This is a genomic window from Dactylosporangium sp. NPDC000521 (genome assembly GCF_042898305.1).
In the GTDB taxonomy this organism is placed as follows: Bacteria; Actinomycetota; Actinomycetes; order Mycobacteriales; family Micromonosporaceae; genus Dactylosporangium.
Genome location: NZ_JBIAYW010000036.1, coordinates 16,319 through 40,835 on the forward strand (window position 1 = coordinate 16,319; position 24,517 = coordinate 40,835).

A 24,517-nucleotide genomic window follows, 5' to 3' on the forward strand; every position below is an offset into this window, starting at 1 on the left:
TGGGTCACATCCTCTGACGAGGGGCTACGACCAGGTGGTCGCCGACCAGTCGTCGCTGGACCAGGTGCGGCCCGACCAGGTGCCCGCGGACCAGGTGCGCCCCGACCATGTGCGGCCGGTCCACGCGGGATCGGTCCACGTCGCGCCGGTCGCCCACGGGGTCGCGGACCAGGTCGCCGGGGCCCACGTCTTCGACGCCCACGACGTGCTGGTCCAGCCGTCGCCGGCGATCTTGAAGCCCATCCACGTGCCGCCGGACCAGGAGGACTGGGTGGCGGCCTTCGCGGCCCACTGAGGTGCGGCCAGCGGGCCCCAGACGGAGCGTTCGCCGGACAGCGGGGTGTTGTCGAGGACGACATGGCTGGTGCCGCGGGACTTCTCGAACGTGCCGTTGCCGCTGGACGTGTTCCACGTCGGCTTCGCGACGGCGGTGCCGGTGCGGGCGAGCGCGCCGTTGACGTTGAGCTCCAGCAGGCCCATGGTGCCGGCCTTGCCGTTCGGCAGGTAGGTGCCGCCCTTGATCAGCCACTCCTTCACCTGGTCAGGGGTGGCGGCCGGCTGGGCCTGCAGCACGAGGGCCGCCGCCGCGGAGACGACCGCGGTCGCCTGCGAGGTGCCGCTGCCCTTGAACAGGGTGGTGCCGACGCGCGCGGACGGGTAGGTGTCGTCGATGTTGGAGCCGGGGTCGCGCAGCGACGCGATCGACGTGCCCGGCGCCAGCAGGTCGACCTGGTTGCCGCCGGTCGACAGGTTCGTGAACGTGGCGAGCGTGTCGTCCTTGGTGGCGTTGGTACCGTTCGTCGTGGTCGCCCCGACGGCGAGGACCCACTCGTCCATGGCGGGGTTGGTGAGCTTGGTCGTGTCGTTGCCGTTGTTGCCGGCGGCGGCGACGACCACGATGCCCGCCTGCCACGCCTTCTCCACCGCGAACTGCAGCGGGTCGGTCCAGTTCGGCGGGTTGCCGCCGGAGCCGTAGGACAGGTTGATGACGCGGATCGGGTTGGCGGGGTCGTCGTTGCGGTGCTTCACGACCCAGTCGACGGCGGCGATCATCTGGGTCACGTCGACCGCGCCCCGGGCCGTGCCGATCTTGATCGACGTGAGCTTCGCCTGCGGCGCGAGGCCCTTCGTCCCCGACGTTGTGTCGTCGCCGACGATGATGCCGGCCATGTGGGTGCCGTGCCCGTAGGTGTCGAGGTAGCGCAGGTTCGCCGCCTGCGACTCGAACGACAGGTCGGGGCCGTTGACGACCTGTGCCGCCGGCAGGCCCGGCACGGGCGCGACGCCGGTGTCGATGAGCGCGACGCCGACGCCCTTGCCGGTCAGTGCCGCGGCCGCCCCGGTGTCGGCGCCGATGATGGAGCGCACCTGGGCGAGGGTGGTCGCCGGGGCGCTGGTGTCGGCCGTCGAGGCCCAGGAGCTGGACCAGCCCGCGGTCGCGGCGGCCGGCGCCGCGGTGGTGCCGGCCGTCAGCGCGACCGGGAGGGCCAGCGCGCCGGCCGTCAGGGCCAGCATGGTTCGTCTGCGGGTCACCAAGGTGCGCGCTCCAATCACTTCGGCGGTCGCGTTCACGATCGCCGTCCCGAAGCGGTCCTGTCACCGGCGGACGTCGCGTTTCGCCCGGTCACCCGACACGGTCTGCCCGACCCGCGTCCGACCGGCGGGTCGTGTTCGCGGGAAACCCTCAGGTCGCCCGCCGGGCTGCCGAAGCGTTACCGTCCTGCGGGTGGACGAGGTTGTTTCCCTGGCGAGCGAGCTGATCCGGTTCGACACCACCAACACCGGCTCGCCGGACGGCACCGGCGGTGAGCGGCTCGCCGCCGAGTACGTGGCGGAGCGGCTCGAGGACGCGGGCTACGAGACGACGTACGTCGAGTCGGGCGCGCCGGGCCGCGGCAACGTGTTCGCCCGCCTGCCCGGCCGCGACCCGTCCCGCGGCGCGCTCATGGTGCACAGTCACCTGGACGTCGTGCCGGCGGACGCGTCGGAGTGGTCGGTGCACCCGTTCTCCGGCGAGGTGTCCGGCGGGTACGTGTGGGGTCGCGGCGCCGTCGACATGAAGCACCTGGCGGCGATGAGCCTCGCCGTCGCCCGCCGGTTCCGCCGCGACGGGGTCGTCCCGCCGCGGGACCTCGTCTTCGCGTACCTCGCGGACGAGGAGGCCGGCGGGGTGCACGGCGCCGGCTGGCTCGTCACGCACCGGCCCGACCTCTTCGACGGGGTCACCGAGGCGGTCAGCGAGGTCGGCGGCTTCTCCCTCACCGTGGCCGACGGGGTCCGCGCGTACCTCGTCGAAACCGCGGAGAAGGGCGTCGGCTGGCTCAGGCTGTCCACCCGCGGCACCCCCGGCCACGGCTCGCTGCTGCACGCCGACAACGCCGTCGCCAAGCTCGCCGCCGCTGTCGCCCGGCTCGACGCGCACGAGTTCCCGCTCGTGCTGACCCCGCCGGTGCGCGACTTCCTCGCCGGGGTGAGCGCGCTGACGGGTGTCCCGTTCTCCGAGGACGACCCGGCGGCGGTGCTCGGCCGGCTCGGGTCCGTCGCCCGCATGATCGGCGCGTCGCTGCGGGACACGGCGAACGTCACCATGTTCAACGCCGGCTACAAGGACAACGTGGTCCCGTCGACCGCGTCCGCCATCTTCGACTGCCGGATGCTGCCGGGCCGCGAGGAGGCGTTCCTGAGCGAGGTCGACGCCGTCGTCGGCCCCGGTGTCAGCCGCGAGTGGAAGAGCATGCCGCCCGTGTCGACCACGTTCGACGGCACCCTGGTCGACGCGATGACCGCCGCGCTGGTCGCCGAGGACCCTGACGCGCGCCTGCTGCCGTACATGCTGTCGGCCGGCACCGACGCGAAGTCCTTCCAGCGCCTCGGCATCCGCAACCTCGGCTTCGCCCCGCTCCGCCTGCCGCCGGACCTCGACTTCACCGCCCTCTTCCACGGCCTCGACGAGCGTGTCCCGGTCGACGGCCTCCTCTTCGGCACCCGCGTCCTGGACCGCTTCCTGCGAATGTGCTGACCGCGGCTGGGTAGTGTGGCCGCATGTCGGTCCTGATCGCGTTCAGTGTCACCCCGCTCGGCTCGGGTGAGGAGGTCGGTGCCCTGGTGGCGGAGGCCGTGCGTGTCGTGCGGGCATCGGGCCTGCCCAACCGGACCGACGCGATGTTCACCACCGTCGAGGGCGAGACCTGGGACGAGGCGATGGCCGTCGTCAAGGCCGCCGTCGAGGCAGTCCACGCCAGATCCCCCCGCACCTCCACCGTCATCAAGATCGACTGGCGCGACGGCGTGACCGGCGCCCTCGACAAGAAGGTCGCCAGCGTCGAGCACCACCTCGCCGGCCTCGACTGACGCGTCCGGCCCCGCTATGCGGGGGAGTCCGCGAGGTCGCGGAGGGTACTGATGACCGGGCCCGGCCAGGTAGGGTCGGTGTCCTTGTGCTCGATGGTGCGCACCACGCGCATGCCGACCGCGGCGGCGCCGGCCAGCTCGCCGTCCGCGCCGTCGCCGACGTACACGCAGTCGGCCGGCTCGGCGCCGAGCGCGGCGGCCGCGGCCAGGTAGATGCGCGGGTCGGGCTTGCCGACGCCGAGGACGCTGGAGAAGACGGCGACATCGAAGCGGGCGGCGAGCGCGCACGCCGGCCACGCCTCGGCGGCCTCCGAGGTGGCGTTGCTCACCAGCGCCAGGCGGGCCCCGCCGACCCGCAGCGCGTCCAGGGCTTCCAGGGTCGCCGGGGCGACGGCGTCCAGGACCCGCCGCGCGAGGGCCCGGCGGTGCGCGGCGGCGCGGGCGACGGCGTCATCGGCGGGGGAGACGCCGAGCCGGCCGGCCAGGATGCGGATCGTCTCCTCGACGCTCCAGCGGGTGAGCCGCTCGTCCCAGGTGTCGCGGTACGCCTGCCGCAGCGCCGCCGGGTCGACGCCCACCATCTCGGCCATCTCGCCGACGACCCGGTCCCGCTCGCCGTCGGCGCCGTCGACCAGCGTGTGGAAGAGGTCGAACACCAGGAACCGGGGCAGCATGCCAGGCACGCTAACAGCAGCCGTGACCGGGGATCGCCGCAGCCGTGTGAATCGATGCACGTTCCCTTGAACGGCGCGCCGGCGGGCGGTTGGCTCGGCGGATGGGGCGGATCACGTACGACGACAGGGAAGCGGCGGCGTTCGAGGCGAACCGGCACCTGAGCGAGGCGAGCCTGGACGCGTGGCGGGAGGCGGTCGGGCGGCACGTCTCGCCGCGGCCCGGGCAGCGGCTGCTGGACCTCGGCTCCGGCACGGGCAGCTGGGCGCGGACGTTCACGCAGTGGTTCCCCGGCGTCGAGGTGCTGGCGGTGGAGCCGTCGGCGGCGATGCGGGCCCGGTCGCTGCACCTGCCGGTGGTCGACGGCCACGCCGCGCGGGTGCCGATCGGGGACGGGGCCGTCGACGCGGCCTGGATGTCGACGGTGATCCATCACGTGCCCGACCTGGCGGCCGCGGCGCGGGAGCTGCGGCGGGTCCTGCGCCCGGGTGCGCCGCTGCTGATCCGGTCGGTGTTCGCCGGCCGGCACGACGGGCTCGCGCTGGTCCGGTGCTTCCCCGAGGCGGCGGAGGTGCTGGACACGTACCCGAGCGTGACGGACGTCGAAGCGGCGTTCCGGGACGGGTTCCGCACGGTCGCCCTCGAACGGGTCCCGCAGATCACGGCGCCGTCGTGGCGGGAGGCGGCACAGGCCCTGCGCCGCGACGCGCACACCCCGCTGAAGCTGATCAGCGACGAGGCCTACGCGGCGGGCCTGGCCCGCCTGCGGCGGTTCGCGGAGACCGAGCCCGGCCCGGTCGTCGACGCGCTCGACCTGCTCGTGCTGGCGTAGCCCAGCAGTAGCGCCACCGCGCGGTGGCGGACGCTTGCGGGGGCCGAGCCCGGCGTGGTTGTCGACGGGCTCGGCCCCCGCGCTGGCGTAGCCCGGCAGCCGCGCCACCGCGCGGTGACGGACGTTCGCGGGGACCGAGTCCTTGTCGGCGGGCTCGACCTGCTCGTGCTGGCTCAGTCCAGCAGCCGCGCCACCGCGCGCGCCGCGCGGGCCGGAGCGGACGGGTCGCGGCGCAGGCGGTGCGCGGCGTGCAGGGCCAGCATGATGCCGGTCAGCTCGAAGACGACCTGCTCGGCGTCCTGCGCCACCTCGCCGTGCGCCTGCCGCGCCTGGTGCAGCAGCTCGCGGTGCCAGCGGTCGGCGGCGCCCGCGACCGCGTCGCGGACGGGGCCGGGCCGGTCGTCGAACTCGGGCCCGGCCGCCATGAAGAAGCAGCCGCCCGGCGGCCGGTCACCGGTCAGGTACCGCAGCCAGGACCCCGCGACGGCGCGCAGCCGCGGCAGCCCGGCCGGGGTCGCGGCCACGGGCTCCCACACGTCGCGCCAGAACTCGTCGGCGGCCAGCTCGACGACGGCGAGCTGGAGGGATTCCTTGTCGCCGAAGTGGCCGAGCACGCCGGACTTGCTCATGCCGAGGTCCGTGGCGAGCCGGCCGATCGTGAGCCCCTCGAGGCCCTCGACGGAGGCGACGTCGACGCCGTGCCGGATGATGCCGGCCCGCGTCTGGCGGGCCTCGGCGAGGGTTCGGCGGGGACTCATCACACCACTATAGCGTCCGACCGTTCGGACGCTATTCTCTGCCGATGCGACTGCTCCGATTGCTGTTCTCGCTCCTGTACCGCCCGCGCGTCGAAGGGCTCGACCACCTGCCGGGCCGGGGCGCGGTCATCGTCGCCGCCAACCACCTGTCCTTCTACGACAGCGTCGTCATCCCGCTGGTCGTCCCGCGCCGCGTCGTGTTCCTCGCGAAGGCCGAGTACTTCGAGCGCGGCCGGCTGCGCCGCTGGTGGTTCCGCGCGACCGGGGCGGTCCCGGTCCGCCGGGGTGACGGCCGGGCCGCGCAGGGCGCGCTCGACGCGGCCGTGGACGTCCTCGCGGGCGGCGGTGCCTTCGGCATCTACCCCGAGGGCACCAGGTCGCGGGACGGCCGCCTGTACCGTGGCCGCACCGGCGTCGCGTGGCTGGCTCTCACCACGGGTGCGCCGGTCGTCCCGGTCGCCCTGGCGGGCACGGGTGCGCTGCCCCGCCGGTCGCGGATCACCGTGCGCTTCGGCGAGCCGCTGCACTGCGCGGGCCTGCCCGGCGACCCCCGCGCCCGCCGCGCCGTCACCGACGAGATCATGGCCGCGATCGGCGCCCTCTCCGGCCAGGACCGCGCCGACCGTTACAACGCCCACCCGGGCGGCACGGGCACGCCATCGGCGGCCGGCCGGTAGCGCGCGTGGACCGCCGCTGTGCTGGGTCGCACAGTGCGAGGTGGCAGGACGACAGCGTGCGCTCGCGGCCCAGGCTCAGCAGCCCTTGAGGATCAGGCGGAGCGAGCGGCGCGCGTGCACACACCACACCGCGACCAGCTCCCGCGCCACCTCGGCCCGGGACTGCGGGGGGTCCTGCACGCTCCAGCTGCTGATCACCACCATGCGTCCAAGTGTGGCCGGACCGGATTGCCGGACGGTAGCCGGCGCGGAGGTCGCCGGGGTGCGTCTGGTCACGTCGCCGGTGACGAACACGTCGCCTGCGACGAACAATTGGGAGATGGCACGTTTCAGCGTCACGGTCGACGTCGCCGCACCCGCCGGGCGGGTGTGGGCGGCGCTGGTCGACTGGCACCGGCACGGCGACTGGGCGCCGCTGACGTCGGTGCGGGTCCTGACACCGCGCCCCGACGGGATCGGTGCCACGTTCGTCGCGCGCTCCGGCATCGGCCCGGTCGGGTTCGACGACCCGATGACCGTGGCGGTGTGGCGCCCGCCGGCAGGCGACGAGCCCGGCGACGAGCCCGGCCGGTGCGACATCGACAAGTCCGGCCGGGTGGTCCACGGCACGGCGGCGTTCGACGTGATCCCGCTGTCCGGCGGCCGCACCCGGGTCGTCTGGCACGAGGACGTGACGGTCGCACCACACGCGCTGTCCAGGCGGTTCCCGGTCATCGTGACGACGGTCGGCAGGATCGGGTTCCGCCGGGCGCTGCGCGCCATGGCCCGCGAGGTCGAGCGCTCGCCGGTGCCCCGTCAGTAGCGGAACGTGCGGACCAGGTCCGTCAGCTCGGTGGACATGCGGGCCAGGTCGGCGGTCGCCTGCTCCGACTCGGTCACGCCGGTGCTGGTCAGCCGCGCCGCCTCGGCGACACCCGTGATGTTCCGGGCGATCTCGCCGGTGCCGGCGGCCGCCTCCGTCACGCTGCGGCTCATCTCCGACGTGGTCGCGGTCTGCTCCTCCACGGCGGACGCGATCGTGGTCTGGAAGTCGCTGATCCGCGCGATGACCGAGGACACCTGCTCGATCGCGGCGACCGCCCCGCTGGTGTCGTCCTGGATCGCCTGCACGCGCCGCGAGATGTCCTCCGTGGCCCGGGCCGTCTCCTGCGCCAGGTCCTTGACCTCCGAGGCGACGACCGCGAAGCCCTTGCCGGCCTCGCCCGCGCGGGCCGCCTCGATCGTCGCGTTCAGGGCCAGGAGGTTCGTCTGCTCGGCGATCGACGTGATGACCTTGATGACGTTGCCGATCTCCGCGGACGAGTCGCCGAGCCGGCTCATCGTCGCCGACGTCTGCTCGGTGATCTGGACGGCCTCGTTGGCGACCCGGGCGGCCTCGCTGGCGTTCTGCGCGATCTCGCGGATCGACGCGCCCATCTGCTCGCTGCCCGCCGACACGGTGTCGACGCTGCGCGACACCTCCTCCGCGGCGGCGGCGACCGTCTGCGCCTGCGCCGAGGTCTGCACGGCCGACGAGGCGATCTTCGTCGCCACGCCCGACATCCGCTCCGACGCCCCGGCGAGCCGGCCCGCGGACCCGTCGATCGTCGACACCGTCTGCCGCAGCCGTGCCGTCGCCGTGTCCAGCGCCCGGCCCATCAGCCCCGGCTCGTCCCGCGACGTCAGCCCGGTCGTGCGGGTCAGGTCCCCTTCGGCGAGCCCTTCACAGACCGCCTTCACCCGCTGCAGCGACCGCACGATCCCGCGTGCCACGAACAGCCCCAGCGCGAGCGCGCCGATCATCCCGATCCCGAGCAGCGCGATCGCCGTCGTCCGGCTCGACTCGTAGGAGTTGCGTGCCGCCTTCGCCGAGGCGGCCGCCGCGCTCGCCTCCGCGTTCTCCAGCGAGTCCAGGTCCTTGTTGATGATCGTGAACACCGGCGCCACCTGCGTGTTCCGCACGTCCAGCCACGCCGCCATGTCGCCCTTCATACCGTTCGGCATCTGGACCGTCTGCCCGATCTGGACGAACTTGTCCCAGCTCGCCTGCAGCTCGTCGACGGTCGCCGGGTCGCCCGCCGCCCCGCTGTTCCGGTACGCCGTCAGCGCCGCGGTGAACTTGCCGACGTCGTCGGTGAAGTCCTGCTCGTACTGCGTCTGGTTGGCCGGGTCCCCGTGCGAGATGGCGTGGTTGGCCAGGTCGAGCCGGGTCTGCGCCGCCGCCAGCCGGATCTGGGCGACCGCGCTCGTGTGCGCCACGTTCTCCCGATAGATCTGCTGGGCGGCGTCGCTCGAGTCCCCGAGCGCCGACACCGCGAGCACCCCGTTGACCAGCGCCACCAGCACCGCGACCAGTACAGCCGCGACAATCCTGACGTTCACACTCAGATTACGCAGAGCCACGCTTCTACGTTAGGGCGAGACACCCACCGCGAATGAGACTTCCTCAGATTCGCATCGCCGCGAGTCCGTGAACCGTGCCCACCGTTGCCCCTGGCGGGCGTTTTCGGCACGGGTGCGGTCGGAGTGCGCCGTTCACGGCCCGTGCCTGGCGGCCGATGGTCGCACGTGTCCCCGAATGTGTACCGCGCCGCCGCCGCCCTGGCGCTGCTGTCGGCGCCCGCGGTCGCGTTCGGCGGCGACGAGTTCGCCGTCGTGCTGCCCGGTGCCGCCGCGGAGGACGCGGTACGACTGGCGCGGCGCCTCCTCCGCGACGTGTGCCTGCCGGTCGAGCACGAAGGCCGCTGGTACTCCGTCGGCACCAGCATCGGCATCGCCGACTCGTCCTCCGCCGGGCCGTCGGCCCTGCTGCGGGCCGCGGACACCGCGATGTACGAGGCGAAGCATCTCGGCCGCGGGCAGTGGGTCCTGGCGGGCTGACCGGGCCTCGCGCTCAGGCGCCGGGCACGCCGTCGACCAGGAGCACCACGCCCTCGGTGGCGGCGACCCGGTCCTTGGAGATCTCCTGGTACTCCGGTGAGCGCGCCCACCGCTCGAACGCGGCTCGGTCCTCGAAGGCCATCAGGATCAGCTTGTCGTGCGGCCACGCGCCCTCGACGACGGTGGCCCGCTCGTCGGCGGCGAGGAGCCGGCCGCCGTACTGCTTGAGGACGGGCATGAACTGGGCGACGTACCGCTCGTACCGCGGCCGGTCGTGAACGGAGATCTGGGCGATGGCGAAGACTGTCACATGGTCATCTCATCGGCCCGCGACCGCGTCCGCGCTCACTCTGTCGGCAAGGTGACCGCCAGCAGTGCCCCGCCGTCCGGGGTCAGCGCGTAGTCGAGCCGTTCGACGCGCTCGTCGTACACCGCCAGCCGCACCGCCGCTTCGTGGTGGACGCCGGGGGCCTCGCCGCCGAGCCGGTGCCAGCGCAGCGCTGGATTCTCCGCCGGCACCGAGCGTGCCGGGCCGACCGCGCACAGCGCCGCCAGCAGGACCATCGGCGACATGTCGGCGACCGCCAGGGTCGCGTCGTCGTCCATGGCTGCGGCCACCTCGGCCGGGTCTGGCAGCAGCAGGTCCGGGTCGATGACCGGACGCCAGCCTTCCGCGGCGACCTCCAGCGCGAACGCGCGCGCCGCCGCGACGACGTGCTCGGGCGCCCCGAGCTCCTCGAACGCCGCCACCCGTGCCACCGCCCGCGCGAGCGTCGCGTCGACGACGGACCCTTGCTCCATCAGCGCCGCGACGAGGCCCGGCAGTCGCTCGCGGACGAAGCGGTCCAGGGCCTCGGTCCGGGGCGGGCCCGGCTCGACCGACCCGCCGGTGACGACCCATCGTTGCGCCATCGCCTCCCGTACGGCGGCGTCGAGCGCCACGACCTCGGCCACGTCGACGGGGAAGACGTGTGCGCCCGGCGGGAACACCCCGTGCACCAGGCCCGAGGCGTCGACGCAGAACGTCTCGCCGCTCCACGTCACGCGTATGGCTCCGGCGGCGCAGCAGGGCCGCTGCGGTACAGCTGAAACAACGGCATCGGGCTCGGCACCCCCAGATTGTTCCATTGTGGACGGGCAGGCTCGCTTTGAAGTCCTACCGGAACAGAGTAGGCGCGCGGGCGGGCGGGGTGTCCTGCCGCGACCGGCGAATCTTGCTCAGCAACCGTCCGGCAACGCCGATGTAGCGGGTGGATCGGGTGGTGCGCCCGTGGCGACAGTGTGATGGGGGACCAGATGGGCATGTTCGCCGACCTCGGCATCGTGCAGAAGATCGGGGTGCTGTGCGCCGCCGGTGTCGTCATCTCGGCGACGACCGGTGGCGTCGGGATCGTCGCGCAGGTGACGCTCGCGAAGCAGGCCGAGATCGTGCGCGACCTGCAGGAGGCCAGCGGGCTCATGCACCACCTGGACACGCGCGAGGCGGAGCTCAAGGTCGACGCGTACCGGGCGATCGCGGAGCAGGACATCGCACCGATCATCGAGGATCTGCCCGGCGACCTGGCCTCGGTCACCGACACCATCACAGAGCTGGACGCGTTGTCGTTGCCGGATGATGTACGGGCGGCAGTCGACGACATCAAGGCCGACGCCATCGCGTTCAACGAGTTCATCGACACGTTCGTGCGGGACGCCCAGAAGGATCAGGCCTCGGTGCAAGCGCGGGAGCCCGAGATCGCCGAGCGCAACCACGCGGTCGACGACAAGCTCGGCGCCCTGCAGGACAGCATCGACGCGCACGTGGCGGAGGAGCGCGACACGATGCAGGCGGCGCAGACCACGGCCCGGTGGGCGACGGTCGGCGTGATCCTGGTCGGGGTGGTGTTCCTGCTGCTGCTGTCGGTGCCGGTCATCCGGGCCATCGGCGGGCCGGTCCGCCGGGTCAGGGCGGTCCTCGAGGCGCTCGCCGAGGGCGACCTCACCCGCCGGGCCGAGATCAAGGGCCGGGACGAGATCGGCCAGATGGCCTCGCACCTCGACGCCGCCCTGGACAGCATCAGCGGGTCGATCCGGGAGGTCAGCGCCAGCTCCGACACGCTCGCCGCCGCGTCGCAGCGCCTGTCGCAGGTCAGCGAAGGCATCTCGGGCGCGGCCGAGACGTCCAGCCGCGAGATGCACGGCGCCTCGGACGCGTCGAGCGAGGTGTCCCGGCACGTCAACGCGATCGCGGCTGGCGCGGAGGAGATGGGCGTCTCGATCCAGGAGATCGCCCGCAACGCCGCGAACGCCGCCGGGGTCGCCGGCGGCGCGGTCCGCGAGGCCGCCGCCGCGAACGACAAGGTCGACCGGCTCGCCGCCTCGTCCGACGAGATCGGCTCGGTGCTGAAGCTGATCACGTCGATCGCCGAGCAGACGAACCTGCTCGCGCTCAACGCGACCATCGAGGCCGCCCGGGCCGGCGAGTCTGGCAAGGGCTTCGCCGTCGTCGCCAACGAGGTCAAGGAGCTCGCGCAGGAGACCGCGAAGGCGACCGAGGACATCCACCAGCGGGTCACCGCGATCCAGGCCGACACCGCCGCCGCGGCCGAGGCCATCCGGAGGATGGGCGACGTCGTCGAGGAGATCAACCAGTACCAGGCGACGATCGCCTCCGCCGTCGAGGAGCAGTCGGCGACGACCGCGGAGATGAGCCGCTCGGTCGCGGAGGCGGCCACCGGCGCGGACACGATCGCCGGCAGCATCTCCGGCGTCGCCACCGCCGCGGCCACCACCACCCGCGGCGTCGCCGAGGCCCAGGGCGCCGCCGCCGGCCTGGCCCAGATGTCCCAGGACCTCCGCCGGCTGGTCGGCCGCTTCCGCCTGTAACCCGGAAGCGGGTCGCATGTATCTGGGCGGCACCCCGCGCTCTCTTGTCGTCGGAGGGACGAGTCACGGAGGTCGCGATGCCGTTCAACCTTGAGGGCGCCGGGGACTGGTACCGGCTGGCGGGGCTGCCCGAGCCGCACCACAGCGACCCGCCGCTGCTCGTCGCGTCCGGCGGGGACCTCGCCGCGGCGGTCGCCTGGTGCAACGCGCGGCTCGCCGACCTCGGCTCCGGGTGGCGGGTGGCGCCGGAGGACGGACCGGCCACGCGCCCCGTCGTGACGCCGCTGGTGGTCCGGCGGCCCGAGCCGCCGTCGCCGGACGAACCCGTGCTGGCCGTCAGTGACGTACTGGCGCTGCTGAAGCTCCGGACCGGGCCATCGCCGTGGCCCGGTCCGGTCCTGGCCGTGGGGTCGTTCGGGTTCGACAACCCGGGGCCGAAGCCCGGCGCGGTACGGCAGACGGGCCCGCTGCCCGAGCTGGCCGCGCTCGTCGGCGGGCCGCTGGGCCGGATCCCGGTCACGACCTTCCTGCCGCCGCCGGCCCGCCGCCCGCTGTCGGCGCTGCCCGGCGGGCGGCGGCCCGTGGTCGCGCTGCTGGACACCGCGCTGGACCCGCACGCGCCCGGCCGGCCCGCGCCGTGGCTGGGCGATCCGGACCCGGGCCCGGACGGTGTCTGGGCCGACGCCGGCCAGTACGGCTGGCAGCGTGGTCCGGCCCGCCTCCGGCCGCCGGAGACCGCCGCGTTCCGCAGCATGCCGAAGTGCTTCGGGCACGGCACGTTCTCCGCCGGGCTGATCCGCCAGGTCGCCCCGGACGCGCGGATCCTGTCCGTCCCCGTGGTCGACGACGACGGCACGACCCACATCGACCAGCTCATCAACGCGCTCGGCTGGCTGCACGACCAGCTGACCGCCGACCCCACGTTCGTCGACGTCGTGTGCTGCCCCATCACCATCACCGCCAACCTGCCCGACGACGCCCTCGTGCTCGGCTGGCTGCGGGCGGTGCTCGGCGCGCTCGGCGGGGCGGGCGTGCCGGTCGTGGTGCCCGCGGGCAACGACGGCTCGCCGGTGCCGACGTTCCCGGGGGCGTTCACGGCGTACTCGACCGCCGGCACGCCGGACGTCCCGGTGGTCACCGTCGGCGCGCTGAACCCGGACGGCAGCGACGCGTACTACAGCAACCACGGCGACTGGGTGCAGGTCCGCCGGCAGGGCTCGGCGCTGATCAGCCTGATGCCGGCGTGGGACGGCGACGAGCAGCCACCGGTCCGCGGCACGGCGGGCATCGGCGTCGACCCTGACGCCTTCCGCGGCTGGGCCCGCTGGAGCGGCACGTCCTTCGCCTGTGCGCTGCGCGCCGGTGAGCTCGCCGCCCGATGAACACCCACGTGGAGGAGGCACGGGCCGACCGGTACACGCGACTCGCCGGCTGCCTGGAACGCGCCCGCGGCGGCGACCGAGAGGCCCTCAGGGAGGTCGTCGTCGAGCTGAACCCGACGCTGTGGCACGTCGCGAGGGCCGCCGGCCTGCCGCCCGACGAGGCCGAGGACGTGGTGCAGGCGACGTGGCTGGCGTTGCTGCGCCACCTGGACGGCATCCGCTCACCGCAGTCGCTGACCGGCTGGCTCGTCTCGACGACCCGCCACGGCGCCTGGCGAGCCCGCCGGCGCCTGCTCGGCAAGGCGACCGGCGACCCCGACGCACTCGTCGAGCTGGAGGACCCGGCGCCCGGGCCGGTCGAACAGGTCCTCACGGACCAGCGGGACCGGATCCTGCTGCGGCACTTCGCGAAGCTGCCGGAGCGCTGCCGGCGGCTGCTGCGCATCGTCGCCACCGTCCACCGCCCCGACTACACCGAGGTCGGCGAGGCGCTGCTGATGCCGCGCGGCTCGATCGGCCCGACCCGCGGCCGCTGCCTCAACAAGCTGCGCGACCTCCTCCTCGCCGACGCCGCCTGGGACCCGACATGGACGAACTGAACCTCCTGCGCCTGCTCGCCGGCGCCTTCGACCGTACTGACCCGCCCCCGCCCGGCCTCGACGAGCGGGTCATGTTCGCCCTCGAGGCCGACGCCGTCGACACGGAGATGGCCTGGCTGGATCGCGAGGTCCTGACCGGCTCCGGCGCGCGGGCCAGCGAGCACAGCCGCACCATCACGTTCGACTCCGCCAGCCTCACCGTGATGATCTCCGTCGTCGAGCGGGCCGACGGCCGGATCCGCCTCGACGGCTGGCTCGCCCCGCCCGGCCCGCTGCGGGTCGAGCTACGCGTCGCCGCCCGCCCCGACAGCGTCGTGGAGGCGGGCCCCGACGGCCGGTTCGTCTTCGACAACGTCCCGCGCGGCCTCGCCCAGCTGCTCGTCCAGCCCCCGTCCGGCCCGACGGTCGTGACCCCGGCGCTCGCCCTGTGAGCACGTCAGACGTGACGCGGTCCGCCACGACCGGCGCCGCCGGCCGCCGTGCCTCCCGCACCGTCCCGCCGGCCGCATCACCACCGGCCGTGCCCGCGTCGGCTGTGCCCGGTTCGGTCGTGTCCGGGCCGGTCGTGCCCGTGTCGGCTGTGCCTGGTTCGGTCGTGTCCGGGCCGGTCGTGTCCACGTCGGCTGTGCCCGGTTCGGTCGTGTCCGGGCCGGTCGTGCCGGCGTCGGCGTTGTCACCGGCGGGTGTGCCGGCGGGGGCGCGTGGCCGTGGGCGGTCCGCCGTCGTCGTGGAGCGGGCCGCGGCGCTGCACGACCGGGGGCAGCGGGTCACCGCCGACATGCGTCCCGTCCAGGGTGCCAAGCTGCTGCGCGAGGGCCTGCGCCTCCTCGACCGGCTCCCCGCGGCGGACCAGGCCGGTGCCGCGACCGTCCGGGCGCGGCTGCTGGCGACGCTCGGCTATGCGGAGGTCGACCAGGGCCGCGTCGACGCCGGCCTGCGCCTGCTCGACGAGGCGGAAAAGCTGCTGCCACCGGACGGCCGCGGCGCCGTGTACGGCCAGCGTGGCGTCGTCCTCAGCCGCCTCGGCCGCGACGAGGAGGCGCTGCGGCAGTTCGACGCGGCCGTCACCGCCCTGCGGTCCGGCAGCGAACCGGAGGCGCTCGCCCGCGCCCTGTACAACCGCGGCAACGTCCACATGGGACTGGCCCGGATGCGCGCGGCCCGCAACGACTTCCAGCGTGCCGTCCGCGTCGCCGAGCGGGCCGGCTTCGACCGCATCATCCCGATGGCCAGGCACAGCCTCGGCTACCTCGACTACCTCAACGGCAACATCCCCGCCGCGCTCGCCGTCTACCGGGAGGTGGCTCCGCGGTACCAGCTGAGCAAACCCGGCATGCTGCCGATCCTCGCACTGGACAGGGCGCGGGCGCTCACGGCCGCCGGGCTCTTCCGCGACGCCGAGCAGGAGCTGGTCTGGGCCGTCGCGCAGTTCCGGCGGCGGCGGACCGGCCAGGACTACGCGGAGGCGCAGCTCGCCCGCGCCGAGGCCGCCCTCCTGCGCGGTGACCCGGCCGCCGCCCGCGGCCTGGCGAGCGTCGCGAGGGCCGCGTTCCTGCGCCGCGACAACCACCGCTGGGCCGCGCTGTCGCTGCTGCTCGTCCTGCGCGCCGAGCAGGCGGCGGGCCGCTCCGGTCTCGCCGACCGCGCGTCGGAGCTGGCGTCCACATTGGACGAGCTGGGCCTGCGGGAGGACGCGACCATCGGGCGCCTCGTCGCGGCCCGCTCGGCGCGGACCGTCCCACCCGAGCCGCCGCGCTCCGGCCGCCTCGACGCGCGCCTGCTGTGGCACCTCACCCGCAGTGAGCTCGCCAGTACGTCCGCCGCAGATGGCACGTCTGTGGCCGGCGCGTCCGCCATGGCCGGCAGTTCCGCGGCCGGCACGTCTCTGGTCGGCACGTCTGTCGTGGCGGGCGCGTCTGTCGTGGCGGGCGCGTCTGTCGTGGCGGGCGCGTCTGTCGGGGCCGCCGCTCGGTATTGCGAGGCGGGCCTCCGTGAGCTGCAGCGGCACCGCGCCCGGTTCGGCTGCCTCGACCTGCAGACGAGCACCTCGGCGCACGGTCGCGACCTGGCCGCCGCGGGTCTGGCAGCGGCGGTCCGCGACGGCACGCCACGCGACATCTACCGTTGGTCCGAACTCGCCCGCGCCCAGGCGATGCTCCTGCCGCCGGTACGCCCGCCTGCCGACCCTGCCGCAGCCGCCGCCCTGGAGGAGCTCCGCCAGGTCCGCGCCGTCCTCCGCCAGGCGGAGCTGGAGGGCAGCGTGCGCTCGCCCGCTCGAGACCGGACGGGCCGCGCGCTGGCCACCCTGCGGCAGCGGGAGGCAGCCCTGCTGCGCACGATCCGCGAGCAGTCCTGGACCGTGACCGGCCCGGGCACGGCGACCCGGCCCGCATCGTTCACCGCCGTCCGCGCCGCCCTGGGCACCACCGCCATGGTCGCCTACCTCCGCGACGGCCCGCGCCTGCTCGCACTGACCATTGTGGACGGTAACGCCACCGTCGTCACGCTCGGCTCCTACGCCGCGGCCGCCGAGGCGCTGCTGCGCCTGCGCGCCGACCTCGACGCCGCTGCGGGCCGGTCGCTGCCGCCGAGGATGGCCGCCGCCCTGTCGACCGCCACCACCGGCGACGCCGCCAACCTGGCCGGCATCCTGCTCACCCCCGTCCTCGACCGCATCGCCGACCGCGACCTCGTGGCCGTGCCAACGGGCGCCCTCGTGACCGTCCCGTGGGCGATGCTGCCCGGCTGCACCGGCCGCCCCGTCACCGTCGCACTGTCCGCCACCACCTGGCTCGCCGCCCGCTCCCGCCTGTCCCGCACCACACCAGCCACGGCGCCGCTCACAGTGCCCGGCCACGACCGCACCGAGGCCGAGGCTCATGCGATCACTGCCCTGACCCGCGCCGCGACCATGCTGCCCGCCGCTCCCGGCGTTGCCGCCGCTGCCGCCGCTTCTGCCGCTGGCGCTCCCGCCACTTCCGGCGCTGCTGGAGCTGCCGCCGCGGCGCTGCTCGCGTGGCCCGGCGACGACCGCGCCGAGGCCGAGGGCCATGCGATCGCCGCTCTGGCCGGCGCCGCGACCGTGCTGCCCGGCTCGGGCGGCGTCCACGCCGCGGTGCTGCCCGGCTCGGCCACCCGCTCCGCAGCTCTGCCCGGCTCGGCTGCTGCCTGCGCCGCGACCGTGCTGCCCAGCCCGGCTGCCGCCCGCGCGGTGGTGCTGCTCGCAGGGCCCGGGAACGACCGCGCCGAGGCAGAGATCCACGTGATCGCCGCTCTGTCCCGCGCCGCGACCGTCCTCACCGGCGCGGCCGCCACCCCCGCCGCCGCACTGTCCGCCATGGACGGCGCCGACATCGCCCACATCGCCGCGCACGGCCACCACGAGCCCGACAACCCGCTCTTCTCCGCCCTCGACCTCGCCGGCGGCCCGCTCATGGGTTACGACCTCCAACGCCTGGCCAACCCTCCGACGATGGTCGTCCTGTCCGCCTGCGACCTCGGCCAGTCCGAGGTCCGCCCCGGCGACGAGACCCTCGGTATGGCCGCCGCCCTCCTCGCCACCGGCACCGCCACGGTCGTCGCCAGCACCAGCCGCGTCGGCGACGACACCGCCATGGCCACGATGACCGCGTTCCACAGCCACATCCACGCCGGCGCCGACGCCGCGACCGCCCTCGCCGCCGCCACCCAGGACCACCCCAGCCCCTTCGTCTGTCTCGGCGCCGCCTGAGCTGCGCCCCCGACCCACCTCGCCCGGCATCAACAGACGCCCCCGGCTCCAGCCGACGTCTTCAAAATGAACGCCTGGTTGCGCAGCGTGGCCGGGACAGCGCGGCAGCCTCACGTGCCGAACGGCATGTTCTCGGCGTCATGGACGAGCAACGCCACCTGCACGCGATTGTTCAGCTCCAGCTTCGACAGCAGCCGCGACACGTGCCCCTTCGCGGTCGGCACGCTCATGCCGAGCTCGGCGCCGATCTCCGCGTTGGTCAGCCCCCGGCCGAGCGCGACCGCCACCTCCCGCTCCCGCTCGGTCAGCCCGGCGAGCCGCGCCCGCGCCCTGTCCCGCCGCGGCCCGGCATGCGGGTCCGCGACATGGTCGATGAGCCGCCGGATGACCGTGGGGGAGAGGATCGCGCCGCCTCCGGCGACGGTCCGGACCGCCTCGATGATGTCCCGCGGCGGCGTGTCCTTCAGCAGAAACCCACTCGCCCCGCCCCGCAACGCCTCGAGCACATACTCATCCGCGTCGAACGTCGTCAACACCACCACCTGCGGCGCCCCCACCCGCCCCCGAATCCGCTGCGTGGCGACCAGCCCGTCGACGCGAGGCATGCGGATGTCCATGAGCATGACGTCAGGCCAGTGTGCATCGGCGACGTTGACGGCCTCCGCACCATCGCCTGCCTCCGCCACCACCTCGATGTCGGCCGAACCACCCATCAGGATGCGCAACCCCGCCCGCACGAGCGGATCGTCGTCCACGATCGCCAGCCGAATCGGCCGATCCACCCGCCCCGACCCACTCGGCTGTCCGGCCCCACTCTGCTGTCCGGCCCCGCCCGGCTGTCCGGCCCCGCCTGGCTGTCCGGCCCCGCCCGGCTGTCCGGCCCCGCCTGGCTGTCCGGCCCCGCCTGGCTGTCCGAGCCCGCCTGGCTGTCCGGCCCCGCCGGGCTGTCCGAGCCCACTCGGCTGTCTGACCCCGCCCGGCTGCCTGAGCCCGTCCGGCTGGCCGCTCCCGTTCGGCTGGGCCGGGGTCACGGCGGCCATGGGAGCCAGGCCTGGAGGCGGAACGTGTCGCGGTCGGCCACATGCTCGACCCTGCCGCCCGCGAGAGCGACGCGCTCGCGAAGGCCGACGAGCCCCAGACCCGAGCCCGGAATCGGCGAACGGTGCCCCTGGGACAGGGCGTTGGTGACCGTGACCCGCAGCTCCGCGCCGGCGGCGCCGTCGAGGAGCACCTGCACGTCACAGCCCGGGGCGTGCTTGCGGGCATTCGTCAGGCCCTCTTGCACGAACCGGTACACGGTCCGCCCGAGCATCACGGCCGGGCCGTCCGCCGGTACCGTCGACGTGAAGCCGACCGTCATGCCCGAAGCGCGGGCCGTGTCGACGAGGTCGGGCAGGTCGCCGAGGCCGGGCTGCGGCGGCTCTGGCCGGTCCCGCAGGATCCCGAACACCGTGCGCAGTTCCTGCAGCGCCTCGTGCGCGCTGCCCCGGATCGCGCCGGCGGCGAGCGCCGTCTCCTCCGGCCGTGCGTCGGTGCGCACCTCGAGCGCTCCTGCGTGCAGGCTGATCAGCGACAGCCGGTGGGCGAGGACGTCGTGCATCTCCCGGGCGATCCGTGTGCGCTCGGTCAGCCGCGCCTGCTCGACCCGCAGGTGCTGCTCGGCCTCGAGGCGCGTCGCATGGTCCCGCAGTGACTGGGTCAGCCGCCGGTGCGCCCGCACGAACAACCCCCACCCGACGGCCGCGGCCGTGACCACGGACCGCATCAGGATGTCGACCCACAAGGGGATTGGCGGGTCGTCCTGCAGCAGGAAGTACACGGCGCCGGTGGCCACGTTGGCCGCGCCGAGCCACAGCACGATCGCCGCCCGATGCCGGACCGCGACCGTGAACAGGGCCACGGTGATCGCTCCGGTCGCCATGACCGACACCGCCCCGAACGGCAGCAGCGCCAGCGCCACCGCGCGCGGATGCCGCCGCCGCACCACCAGCGTGAGGACGCACAGCACGCCGATGCCCACGTCGACCTGCCACGGGATTGCCGCCCCGGGCTTGGTCGCGTCGCCGAGCGGCACCATCAACGCCCCATACGCCGTGGCCAGCCCGACCGCGATCGCGTCAGCCACCCGATCACGCCGGCGCGTCGACATGGCATCCCCGGGCTCGGGGACGAGCAGTGCGAACAGCAGCGCCGACATGCACGCAGCCTACGAGCGATCCCGGCCGCGGCGGCACCTACCAAAGTCGGGTATCGGTCCCCATAATTTGGCCGATGCGCCGCCGAGCCGCCCGCGCCAGAGTTGGCCTCAGACCGAAACGGAGGCGACCCGATGTGGCGGCAAACACTCACCGCGATCCGGCGATGCATGGGGACAAGGCGCCGGCGCTGGCTGCTCGCGGCCACCCTGCTGATGGGCGCGGCAACGGCGTTCGGTGTGGCTGACCGCACCTTCGCCGGGCTCAGCGGCGCGACGCAGAGCCTGATGTCGGCCACCGTGCCGTTGCTCGGCATCCTGCTCGTCCACGACCTGCGCCACTCGGACCTCCGCGCCCGCCTGGCTCCGACGCTCCTTGCCGCCGTTGTGGTGGCGGGCGGCGTCGGCGTGCTCGGCGTGCTGTTCTGCGCGGCGGGCCTGGCGTTCAAGGCGTCGGCAGGCGCGTGGGACCACGCGGCGACCATCGCGGTCGGCGGTGTGCTGGTGCAGATCCTCGCCCAGCTGGTCGGCACCGGCATGGGGCTGCTGCTGCGCTCGCCGTGGGCCGCGTTCCCCGCCACGTTCCTGCCGTTCGCGGTGTGGCTCGCGTTGAGTCCAGTTGTCGAGTGGCGTTGGCTCACACCGTACGAGACGGCGCGGCACCTCTTATCGGGTCAGATGAGCACGCAGGCCTGGCTGCAGTGGCTGGCTGTCCTGCTGATCTGGGGCGTGGCGCTCAACGTGTTCGGTGCGGTGCGGCATGCCGGGCGTAGCCACCCAGGAGAAGCCAGCGACGGTGTGGGCGCGACCGGCGCGGCCTGAGTCCTGGTATTCGGGGTCCTGGCGACCTGGAGTCCTGGCGGTCTGGAGTCTTGGCGGCCGCTCGGCGGGGCGTGGCACGTGCACCGGGTCGCCGTCCCTGGAGGCATGGCGGCCTGGAGTCCCTGGGGTTCGAAGTCCTGGCGGCCTGGAGTCCCTGGGCTCGGAGTCCTGAGTCGTGGAGTCGTGGAGTCGTGGAGTCGTGGCGTCGTGGAGTCGGAGGATCCCGCACCTGCGGAGTTGCGGAGTGGCCCGGACAGCGTTGGGGTGTGCAGGCCGGCGACGCTGCCGGTGCCGGCCGGTTGAGCGATGGCTATGGCGCTACGTTCAGGAAGCGCTTGGCCAGGCGGGTGCAGGCGGCCCGCAGCTCTGCGGGGCCGATGACCTGGACGTCGGCGTCGAACCTGGCGACCGAGGCGGCGAGGCTCATCCACGACCACGACTCGAGCGTCAGCCGGCACCGGTCGGGTCCGAGCTCCTCGACGGCGCCGTCGGGGGTGTACTGCGCGACCGTCGTGGCTGGCAGGTCCAGGACCACCATGCCTCGGCAGGTGTTGCCGTGGAAGGTGCTGGTCACGTATGCGGCGACGTCACCGCCGGGCACCACCCGTGGCGTGAACCGCGGACCGTTGGGTGTGCGCAGGGCGATCCGGTCGGCGCGGAAGATCCGCCAGTCCTGCCGGTCGAGGTCCCAGCCGACCAGGTACCACCGTCCGTCGCGGGTCACGACGTGGTGCGGCTCGACCCGGCGCGTGCCCCGCTCAGCGTAGTCGAACCGCAGGACCTCCCGCGCATGCGCGGCGGCGCTGAGCGCCACGAGCACGTCCCCGCGGACCGTCGCCTCGCGGGAAGCGGACCCTAGCGCCGGGGGCGGAGCCGAGGTCGAGGTGGAAGGGGAAGCTGAAACGGAAGCCGAAGGGGAAGCGGGAGCTGGCGCCGGGACGGAAGCGGCAGCCGAAGGGGAACCGGAAGCCGGCGCCGAAGAGGAAGCCGGCGCCGAAGGGGAAGCCGGAACTGAAGCGGAAGCCGGAGCCGAGGGGGAAGCCGGAACTGAAGGGGAAGCGGGAACTGAAGGGGAAGCGGGAACTGAAGGGAAAGCGGGAGCGGAAGGGGAAGCTGGAGCGGAAGCTGAAGCCACGGCGGAGGCTGGAGTCGGGGCGGAAACTGAGGTGGAAGCGGAATAGGGCAGCCGTGCGATGGCGGTGACCTGCAGGGCGTCGATCCGGTGTCGTAGGCGCGCCGGCATGACCTGGCGGACGGTGTGCAGTGCGCGCGCCGCGGCTTCGCCGGTGCCGTTGCCGGGAGTGGTCGCGGCGACCTGCAGCGCGATGCTCAGCGCGACGGCCTGCTCGTCGTCGAACAGCAGCGGCGGCAGCTCGGTGCCGGCGCCGAGCCGGTAGCCGCCGTCGGGGCCCTTGAGCGCCGCGATCGGGTAGCCGAGCTCCCGCAGCCGGTCCACGTCCCGGCGCACCGTCCGCAGGCTGACCTCGAGCCGCTCGGCGAGCAGCAGTCCCGGCCAGTCCCGCCGGGTCTGCAGCAGCGACAGCAGGGCGAGCAGGCGAGCGGAGGTCTTCGGCATGAGCTCCATCTTGCCCGCAGTAGGTGCCACAACCTGGCACCTACCTCTGACAGCCTCGGGTCTCACAGCCGAACACACGAGGAGCTACCATGAGCATCACCACGACCACGCACCTGAACTTCCGCGGCGAGGCCCGGCAGGCGCTGGAGTTCTACCAGTCCGCTTTCGGCGGCGAGATCGTCCTCGTTCCCCACGCCGACGACGTGGAGCACGTCATGTGGGGGCAGGTCCGGGCGGACAACGGCTTCCACGTCATGGCCTACGACGTGCCCGCCGCCCTGTCGTACGACGCCGGCGACAAGGCCGTCTTCGTCTCGGTCCGCGGCACCGACGCCGACGAGATCACCACCTATTGGAAGGCCCTGTCGAGCGGCGCGACGATCGTCCAGGATCTCGCGCCGTCCGGCTGGTCCCCGCTGTACGGCATGCTCAAGGACCGCTTCGGCGTCACCTGGGTCCTTGACGTGGCCTGACCCGCAACCGAGGTCCGCCGGCACGCCTGCCCGTGCCGGCGGCCATACGGAACGGAGCCGTATGCGCCCGAGCCTGTTCACCGTCGACCTGCCGGGCCCCGGCCGGGTCAGTACGATGGCGAAACCGCGCGGCGGGGACTGGCTCGCGGACGAGATGACCGCCCTGCGCGCGGCCGGCGTGAGTGTGCTGGTCTGCGCGCTCACCGCCGAGGAACTGGCCGAGGTCGGCCTCGTCGACGAGCCCCGGGTAGCCCGCGACGCCGGCCTGGAGTTCGTGGCGGTGCCGATCCCGGACCGTGGCGTCCCAGCGCCCGGATCGGTCCTGCCCGACCTGCGGCGCCTCGCCGGTCTGGTCCGCGCCGGTCAGCACGTGGTGACGCACTGCCGGTTCGGGATCGGGCGCTCGGCCATGCTCGCCGCCGGCATCCTGGCTCTCAACGACGTCCCGCCCGCGCTGGCGTGGCAGCGTCTCGAAGACGCGCGCGGGCTGCCCGTCCCCGATACCCCTGACCAGCGGACCTGGCCGGACGCGCTGCTGGCAGTGAGCGGGCGACGGTGACGGGCGGGCTGACCGTCGGCACGGTGCTGCACCGCACGGACAAGTCGCTCGTGACCGCCGGCACGTTCAACGGGGTGCCGGTGGTCGTGAAGACGATCACGACGGACGACGCGTACTGGATGGAGCGGCGGCGGGAGCTGGCCGCCTACCGGTGGTTCGGGGAGCCGGAGGTGCTGTGGGCGGCCACCTGAAAAGCCGGCCACCTGAAGAACCGGCCGCCTGAGAACCCGGCCACCTGAAGCGGTCGCCTGAAAAGCCGGCCACCTGCAACGGTCACGTGCGGGCGCGGGCGCGCAGATGCGAGAGGATCTCGACGACGGCCGGCGGGACGCGGAGCTGGCGGCGGTGCAGGGCGGCCATGGTGACGACCGTGGTGTCGCCGCGCAGGGGCCTGGTGACGATGAGGCCGGCGCGTTCGAGCGGGTCGCCGTGCACGCTGTAGTCGGGCAGGACGGTGAGGCCGATGCCCTCGGCGACCATCATCTTGCCCATCTCCGCGCCGTCGGTGGAGTGCCAGCGGGCCGGCAGGTCGGCGCCGAAGAGGCGGTGGGCGAAGCGGTACATGAGGTAGCCCGCGCGCATGGCGACGAAGCGCTCCCCGCGCAGGTCGTCGACGCTGACGTCGGTGCCCGCGGCGAGGGGGTGGCCGGCGGGCAGGACGGCGGCGGGGCGGCCGGTGAGCAGCGGGGTCGCCTCCAGGTCGGGTGGCACGTCGTCGCCGTCGAGGAGGTTGACCAGGCCCAGGTCGAGGGTGCCCTCGGCGAGTGACACGTGGATCTCGTCCTGCTGCAGGTTGCGGACCTCGACCACGGCGGCGCTGTCGGCGGCCTGGAAGGCGCGCACGGCGGGCAGGACGAGCGCGGCGGTGCCGGCGTTGACGGTGCCGATGCGCAGCATCCGCCGGGTGGTGCGCTGGTCGCCGGCGGCGGCCTTGAGCCGGTCCACGGCCTCCAGGACGTCGACGATCGGCTGCAGCAGCTCCTGACCCGCGGCGCTGATCCGGGCGCCCGAGCGCCGCCGGTCCAGCAACCTCACGCCCAGCTCGTGTTCGAGCTTGCGGATCGCCTCGCTCAGGGCGGGCTGTGACACGTGCAGCTCCTCGCTGGCCCGGCGCAGCGAGCCGTGCCGCGTCACGGCGGCGAGGTATGTGAGCTGCTCGATCCGCATT

Annotated in this window: 26 protein-coding genes; 15 read left to right on the forward strand and 11 right to left on the reverse strand. The window is 74.0% G+C overall.

The genetic code is table 11. From position 1 onward, the window contains the following. Positions 1-24: 24 nt before the first annotated feature. Positions 25-1,533 (reverse strand): S8 family serine peptidase, encoded by a 1,509-nt coding sequence (locus ACFY3L_RS51190; RefSeq protein WP_389342090.1) that lies wholly within the window; start codon positions 1,531-1,533, stop codon positions 25-27. Positions 1,534-1,720: 187 nt separating this feature from the next. On the opposite strand from ACFY3L_RS51190, the gene ACFY3L_RS51195 reads away from it, so the two are divergent. Both ACFY3L_RS51195 and ACFY3L_RS51200 read left to right on the forward strand, forming a co-directional pair. After that, positions 1,721-3,019 (forward strand): M20/M25/M40 family metallo-hydrolase, encoded by a 1,299-nt coding sequence (locus ACFY3L_RS51195; protein WP_389342256.1) that lies wholly within the window; start codon positions 1,721-1,723, stop codon positions 3,017-3,019. 23 nt (positions 3,020-3,042) lie between these two features. Next, the gene (locus ACFY3L_RS51200; protein ID WP_389342093.1) at positions 3,043-3,351 is read left to right on the forward strand and encodes an MTH1187 family thiamine-binding protein; all 309 of its coding nucleotides are present in this window, start codon (positions 3,043-3,045) and stop codon (positions 3,349-3,351) included. Positions 3,352-3,365: 14 nt separating this feature from the next. Here the strand turns inward: ACFY3L_RS51200 and ACFY3L_RS51205 are convergent, their stop codons facing one another. Next, positions 3,366-4,025, reverse strand: a complete 660-nt coding sequence (locus ACFY3L_RS51205) for an HAD family hydrolase (RefSeq protein WP_389342096.1) — start codon at positions 4,023-4,025, stop codon at positions 3,366-3,368. Between the two features lie 101 nt (positions 4,026-4,126). Here ACFY3L_RS51205 and ACFY3L_RS51210 point away from each other — a divergent pair, with 101 nt between their 5' ends. Further along, the gene (locus ACFY3L_RS51210; RefSeq protein WP_389342099.1) at positions 4,127-4,855 is read left to right on the forward strand and encodes a methyltransferase domain-containing protein; all 729 of its coding nucleotides are present in this window, start codon (positions 4,127-4,129) and stop codon (positions 4,853-4,855) included. Positions 4,856-5,028: 173 nt separating this feature from the next. Here ACFY3L_RS51210 and ACFY3L_RS51215 read toward each other — a convergent pair whose 3' ends face one another. Beyond that, positions 5,029-5,613, reverse strand: coding sequence for a TetR/AcrR family transcriptional regulator (locus tag ACFY3L_RS51215; protein WP_389342102.1), 585 nt, complete (start codon positions 5,611-5,613; stop codon positions 5,029-5,031). Between the two features lie 44 nt (positions 5,614-5,657). Here ACFY3L_RS51215 and ACFY3L_RS51220 point away from each other — a divergent pair, with 44 nt between their 5' ends. Next, a complete protein-coding gene (locus tag ACFY3L_RS51220; RefSeq protein ID WP_389342105.1) occupies positions 5,658-6,290 on the forward strand; it encodes a lysophospholipid acyltransferase family protein in 633 nt (210 codons plus the stop codon). Between the two features lie 75 nt (positions 6,291-6,365). On the opposite strand, the gene ACFY3L_RS51225 is transcribed toward ACFY3L_RS51220, so the two are convergent. Beyond that, on the reverse strand, positions 6,366-6,494 hold the full coding sequence (locus tag ACFY3L_RS51225) for a hypothetical protein (RefSeq protein WP_389342108.1): 129 nt from the start codon (positions 6,492-6,494) through the stop codon (positions 6,366-6,368). A gap of 115 nt (positions 6,495-6,609) precedes the next feature. Here ACFY3L_RS51225 and ACFY3L_RS51230 point away from each other — a divergent pair, with 115 nt between their 5' ends. Further along, on the forward strand, positions 6,610-7,092 hold the full coding sequence (locus ACFY3L_RS51230; protein ID WP_389342111.1) for an SRPBCC family protein: 483 nt from the start codon (positions 6,610-6,612) through the stop codon (positions 7,090-7,092). Here the strand turns inward: ACFY3L_RS51230 and ACFY3L_RS51235 are convergent. Continuing rightward, positions 7,086-8,672: a methyl-accepting chemotaxis protein gene (locus ACFY3L_RS51235; protein WP_389342114.1), complete on the reverse strand. Its 1,587-nt coding sequence runs from the start codon at positions 8,670-8,672 to the stop codon at positions 7,086-7,088. The two genes, ACFY3L_RS51230 and ACFY3L_RS51235, sit on opposite strands and share 7 nt — an antisense overlap. Positions 8,673-8,837: 165 nt before the next feature. On the opposite strand from ACFY3L_RS51235, the gene ACFY3L_RS51240 reads away from it, so the two are divergent. Continuing rightward, on the forward strand, positions 8,838-9,149 hold the full coding sequence (locus ACFY3L_RS51240) for a GGDEF domain-containing protein (RefSeq protein ID WP_389342117.1): 312 nt from the start codon (positions 8,838-8,840) through the stop codon (positions 9,147-9,149). A gap of 13 nt (positions 9,150-9,162) precedes the next feature. On the opposite strand, the gene ACFY3L_RS51245 is transcribed toward ACFY3L_RS51240, so the two are convergent. Then, positions 9,163-9,459, reverse strand: a complete 297-nt coding sequence (locus tag ACFY3L_RS51245; protein WP_389342120.1) for a DUF1330 domain-containing protein — start codon at positions 9,457-9,459, stop codon at positions 9,163-9,165. A gap of 35 nt (positions 9,460-9,494) precedes the next feature. Continuing rightward, entirely contained in the window at positions 9,495-10,193 is a 699-nt protein-coding gene (locus tag ACFY3L_RS51250; protein ID WP_389342122.1) for a hypothetical protein, read from the reverse strand. A 252-nt stretch (positions 10,194-10,445) separates the two neighbouring features. Between ACFY3L_RS51250 and ACFY3L_RS51255 the strand changes: the two genes are divergently transcribed. The 5 genes from ACFY3L_RS51255 (at position 10,446) to ACFY3L_RS51275 (ending at position 17,725) form a co-directional block, all read left to right on the forward strand. Then, positions 10,446-12,014: a methyl-accepting chemotaxis protein gene (locus ACFY3L_RS51255; protein WP_389342125.1), complete on the forward strand. Its 1,569-nt coding sequence runs from the start codon at positions 10,446-10,448 to the stop codon at positions 12,012-12,014. A gap of 77 nt (positions 12,015-12,091) precedes the next feature. After that, positions 12,092-13,396 (forward strand): S8 family serine peptidase, encoded by a 1,305-nt coding sequence (locus tag ACFY3L_RS51260; RefSeq protein ID WP_389342128.1) that lies wholly within the window; start codon positions 12,092-12,094, stop codon positions 13,394-13,396. Then, positions 13,393-13,995 (forward strand): RNA polymerase sigma factor, encoded by a 603-nt coding sequence (locus ACFY3L_RS51265; RefSeq protein WP_389342131.1) that lies wholly within the window; start codon positions 13,393-13,395, stop codon positions 13,993-13,995. The genes ACFY3L_RS51260 and ACFY3L_RS51265 overlap by 4 nt, the downstream gene beginning before the upstream one ends. Then, positions 13,983-14,426, forward strand: coding sequence for a hypothetical protein (locus ACFY3L_RS51270; protein WP_389342134.1), 444 nt, complete (start codon positions 13,983-13,985; stop codon positions 14,424-14,426). Before ACFY3L_RS51265 ends, ACFY3L_RS51270 begins: the two co-directional genes overlap by 13 nt. 164 nt (positions 14,427-14,590) lie before the next feature. Further along, positions 14,591-17,725: a CHAT domain-containing protein gene (locus ACFY3L_RS51275; protein ID WP_389342137.1), complete on the forward strand. Its 3,135-nt coding sequence runs from the start codon at positions 14,591-14,593 to the stop codon at positions 17,723-17,725. 110 nt (positions 17,726-17,835) lie between these two features. Here ACFY3L_RS51275 and ACFY3L_RS51280 read toward each other — a convergent pair whose 3' ends face one another. Then, positions 17,836-18,507, reverse strand: coding sequence for a response regulator (locus ACFY3L_RS51280; RefSeq protein ID WP_389342140.1), 672 nt, complete (start codon positions 18,505-18,507; stop codon positions 17,836-17,838). Positions 18,508-18,752: 245 nt separating this feature from the next. Next, positions 18,753-19,922, reverse strand: coding sequence for a sensor histidine kinase (locus tag ACFY3L_RS51285; RefSeq protein WP_389342143.1), 1,170 nt, complete (start codon positions 19,920-19,922; stop codon positions 18,753-18,755). Between the two features lie 168 nt (positions 19,923-20,090). On the opposite strand from ACFY3L_RS51285, the gene ACFY3L_RS51290 reads away from it, so the two are divergent. Further along, positions 20,091-20,741, forward strand: a complete 651-nt coding sequence (locus ACFY3L_RS51290) for a hypothetical protein (RefSeq protein WP_389342146.1) — start codon at positions 20,091-20,093, stop codon at positions 20,739-20,741. A gap of 310 nt (positions 20,742-21,051) precedes the next feature. On the opposite strand, the gene ACFY3L_RS51295 is transcribed toward ACFY3L_RS51290, so the two are convergent. Further along, positions 21,052-22,326, reverse strand: coding sequence for a helix-turn-helix transcriptional regulator (locus ACFY3L_RS51295; protein ID WP_389342259.1), 1,275 nt, complete (start codon positions 22,324-22,326; stop codon positions 21,052-21,054). A gap of 80 nt (positions 22,327-22,406) precedes the next feature. Here ACFY3L_RS51295 and ACFY3L_RS51300 point away from each other — a divergent pair, with 80 nt between their 5' ends. The 3 genes from ACFY3L_RS51300 (at position 22,407) to ACFY3L_RS51310 (ending at position 23,540) form a co-directional block, all read left to right on the forward strand. Beyond that, positions 22,407-22,790, forward strand: coding sequence for a VOC family protein (locus ACFY3L_RS51300; protein WP_389342149.1), 384 nt, complete (start codon positions 22,407-22,409; stop codon positions 22,788-22,790). Positions 22,791-22,851: 61 nt separating this feature from the next. Beyond that, positions 22,852-23,349, forward strand: a complete 498-nt coding sequence (locus ACFY3L_RS51305) for a tyrosine protein phosphatase (protein WP_389342152.1) — start codon at positions 22,852-22,854, stop codon at positions 23,347-23,349. After that, on the forward strand, positions 23,346-23,540 hold the full coding sequence (locus ACFY3L_RS51310) for a hypothetical protein (protein ID WP_389342155.1): 195 nt from the start codon (positions 23,346-23,348) through the stop codon (positions 23,538-23,540). Before ACFY3L_RS51305 ends, ACFY3L_RS51310 begins: the two co-directional genes overlap by 4 nt. An 82-nt stretch (positions 23,541-23,622) precedes the next feature. Here the strand turns inward: ACFY3L_RS51310 and ACFY3L_RS51315 are convergent, their stop codons facing one another. Beyond that, positions 23,623-24,516 (reverse strand): LysR family transcriptional regulator, encoded by an 894-nt coding sequence (locus ACFY3L_RS51315; protein ID WP_389342158.1) that lies wholly within the window; start codon positions 24,514-24,516, stop codon positions 23,623-23,625. Position 24,517: the final 1 nt, after the last annotated feature.

Excerpts from the sequence above, each read along its gene's own strand:
- ACFY3L_RS51200 (WP_389342093.1), top strand. The coding sequence starts at position 3,043 with ATGTCGGTCCTGATCGCGTTCAGTGTCACCCCGCTCGGCTCGGGTGAG.
- ACFY3L_RS51205 (WP_389342096.1), bottom strand. The coding sequence starts at position 4,025 with ATGCTGCCCCGGTTCCTGGTGTTCGACCTCTTCCACACGCTGGTCGAC.
- ACFY3L_RS51210 (WP_389342099.1), top strand. The coding sequence starts at position 4,127 with ATGGGGCGGATCACGTACGACGACAGGGAAGCGGCGGCGTTCGAGGCG.
- ACFY3L_RS51215 (WP_389342102.1), bottom strand. The coding sequence starts at position 5,613 with ATGAGTCCCCGCCGAACCCTCGCCGAGGCCCGCCAGACGCGGGCCGGC.
- ACFY3L_RS51220 (WP_389342105.1), top strand. The coding sequence starts at position 5,658 with ATGCGACTGCTCCGATTGCTGTTCTCGCTCCTGTACCGCCCGCGCGTC.
- ACFY3L_RS51225 (WP_389342108.1), bottom strand. The coding sequence starts at position 6,494 with ATGGTGGTGATCAGCAGCTGGAGCGTGCAGGACCCCCCGCAGTCCCGG.
- ACFY3L_RS51230 (WP_389342111.1), top strand. The coding sequence starts at position 6,610 with ATGGCACGTTTCAGCGTCACGGTCGACGTCGCCGCACCCGCCGGGCGG.
- ACFY3L_RS51255 (WP_389342125.1), top strand. The coding sequence starts at position 10,446 with ATGGGCATGTTCGCCGACCTCGGCATCGTGCAGAAGATCGGGGTGCTG.
- ACFY3L_RS51260 (WP_389342128.1), top strand. The coding sequence starts at position 12,092 with ATGCCGTTCAACCTTGAGGGCGCCGGGGACTGGTACCGGCTGGCGGGG.
- ACFY3L_RS51265 (WP_389342131.1), top strand. The coding sequence starts at position 13,393 with ATGAACACCCACGTGGAGGAGGCACGGGCCGACCGGTACACGCGACTC.
- ACFY3L_RS51270 (WP_389342134.1), top strand. The coding sequence starts at position 13,983 with ATGGACGAACTGAACCTCCTGCGCCTGCTCGCCGGCGCCTTCGACCGT.
- ACFY3L_RS51285 (WP_389342143.1), bottom strand. The coding sequence starts at position 19,922 with ATGTCGGCGCTGCTGTTCGCACTGCTCGTCCCCGAGCCCGGGGATGCC.
- ACFY3L_RS51290 (WP_389342146.1), top strand. The coding sequence starts at position 20,091 with ATGGGGACAAGGCGCCGGCGCTGGCTGCTCGCGGCCACCCTGCTGATG.
- ACFY3L_RS51295 (WP_389342259.1), bottom strand. The coding sequence starts at position 22,326 with ATGGAGCTCATGCCGAAGACCTCCGCTCGCCTGCTCGCCCTGCTGTCG.
- ACFY3L_RS51300 (WP_389342149.1), top strand. The coding sequence starts at position 22,407 with ATGAGCATCACCACGACCACGCACCTGAACTTCCGCGGCGAGGCCCGG.
- ACFY3L_RS51305 (WP_389342152.1), top strand. The coding sequence starts at position 22,852 with ATGCGCCCGAGCCTGTTCACCGTCGACCTGCCGGGCCCCGGCCGGGTC.
- ACFY3L_RS51315 (WP_389342158.1), bottom strand. The coding sequence starts at position 24,516 with ATGCGGATCGAGCAGCTCACATACCTCGCCGCCGTGACGCGGCACGGC.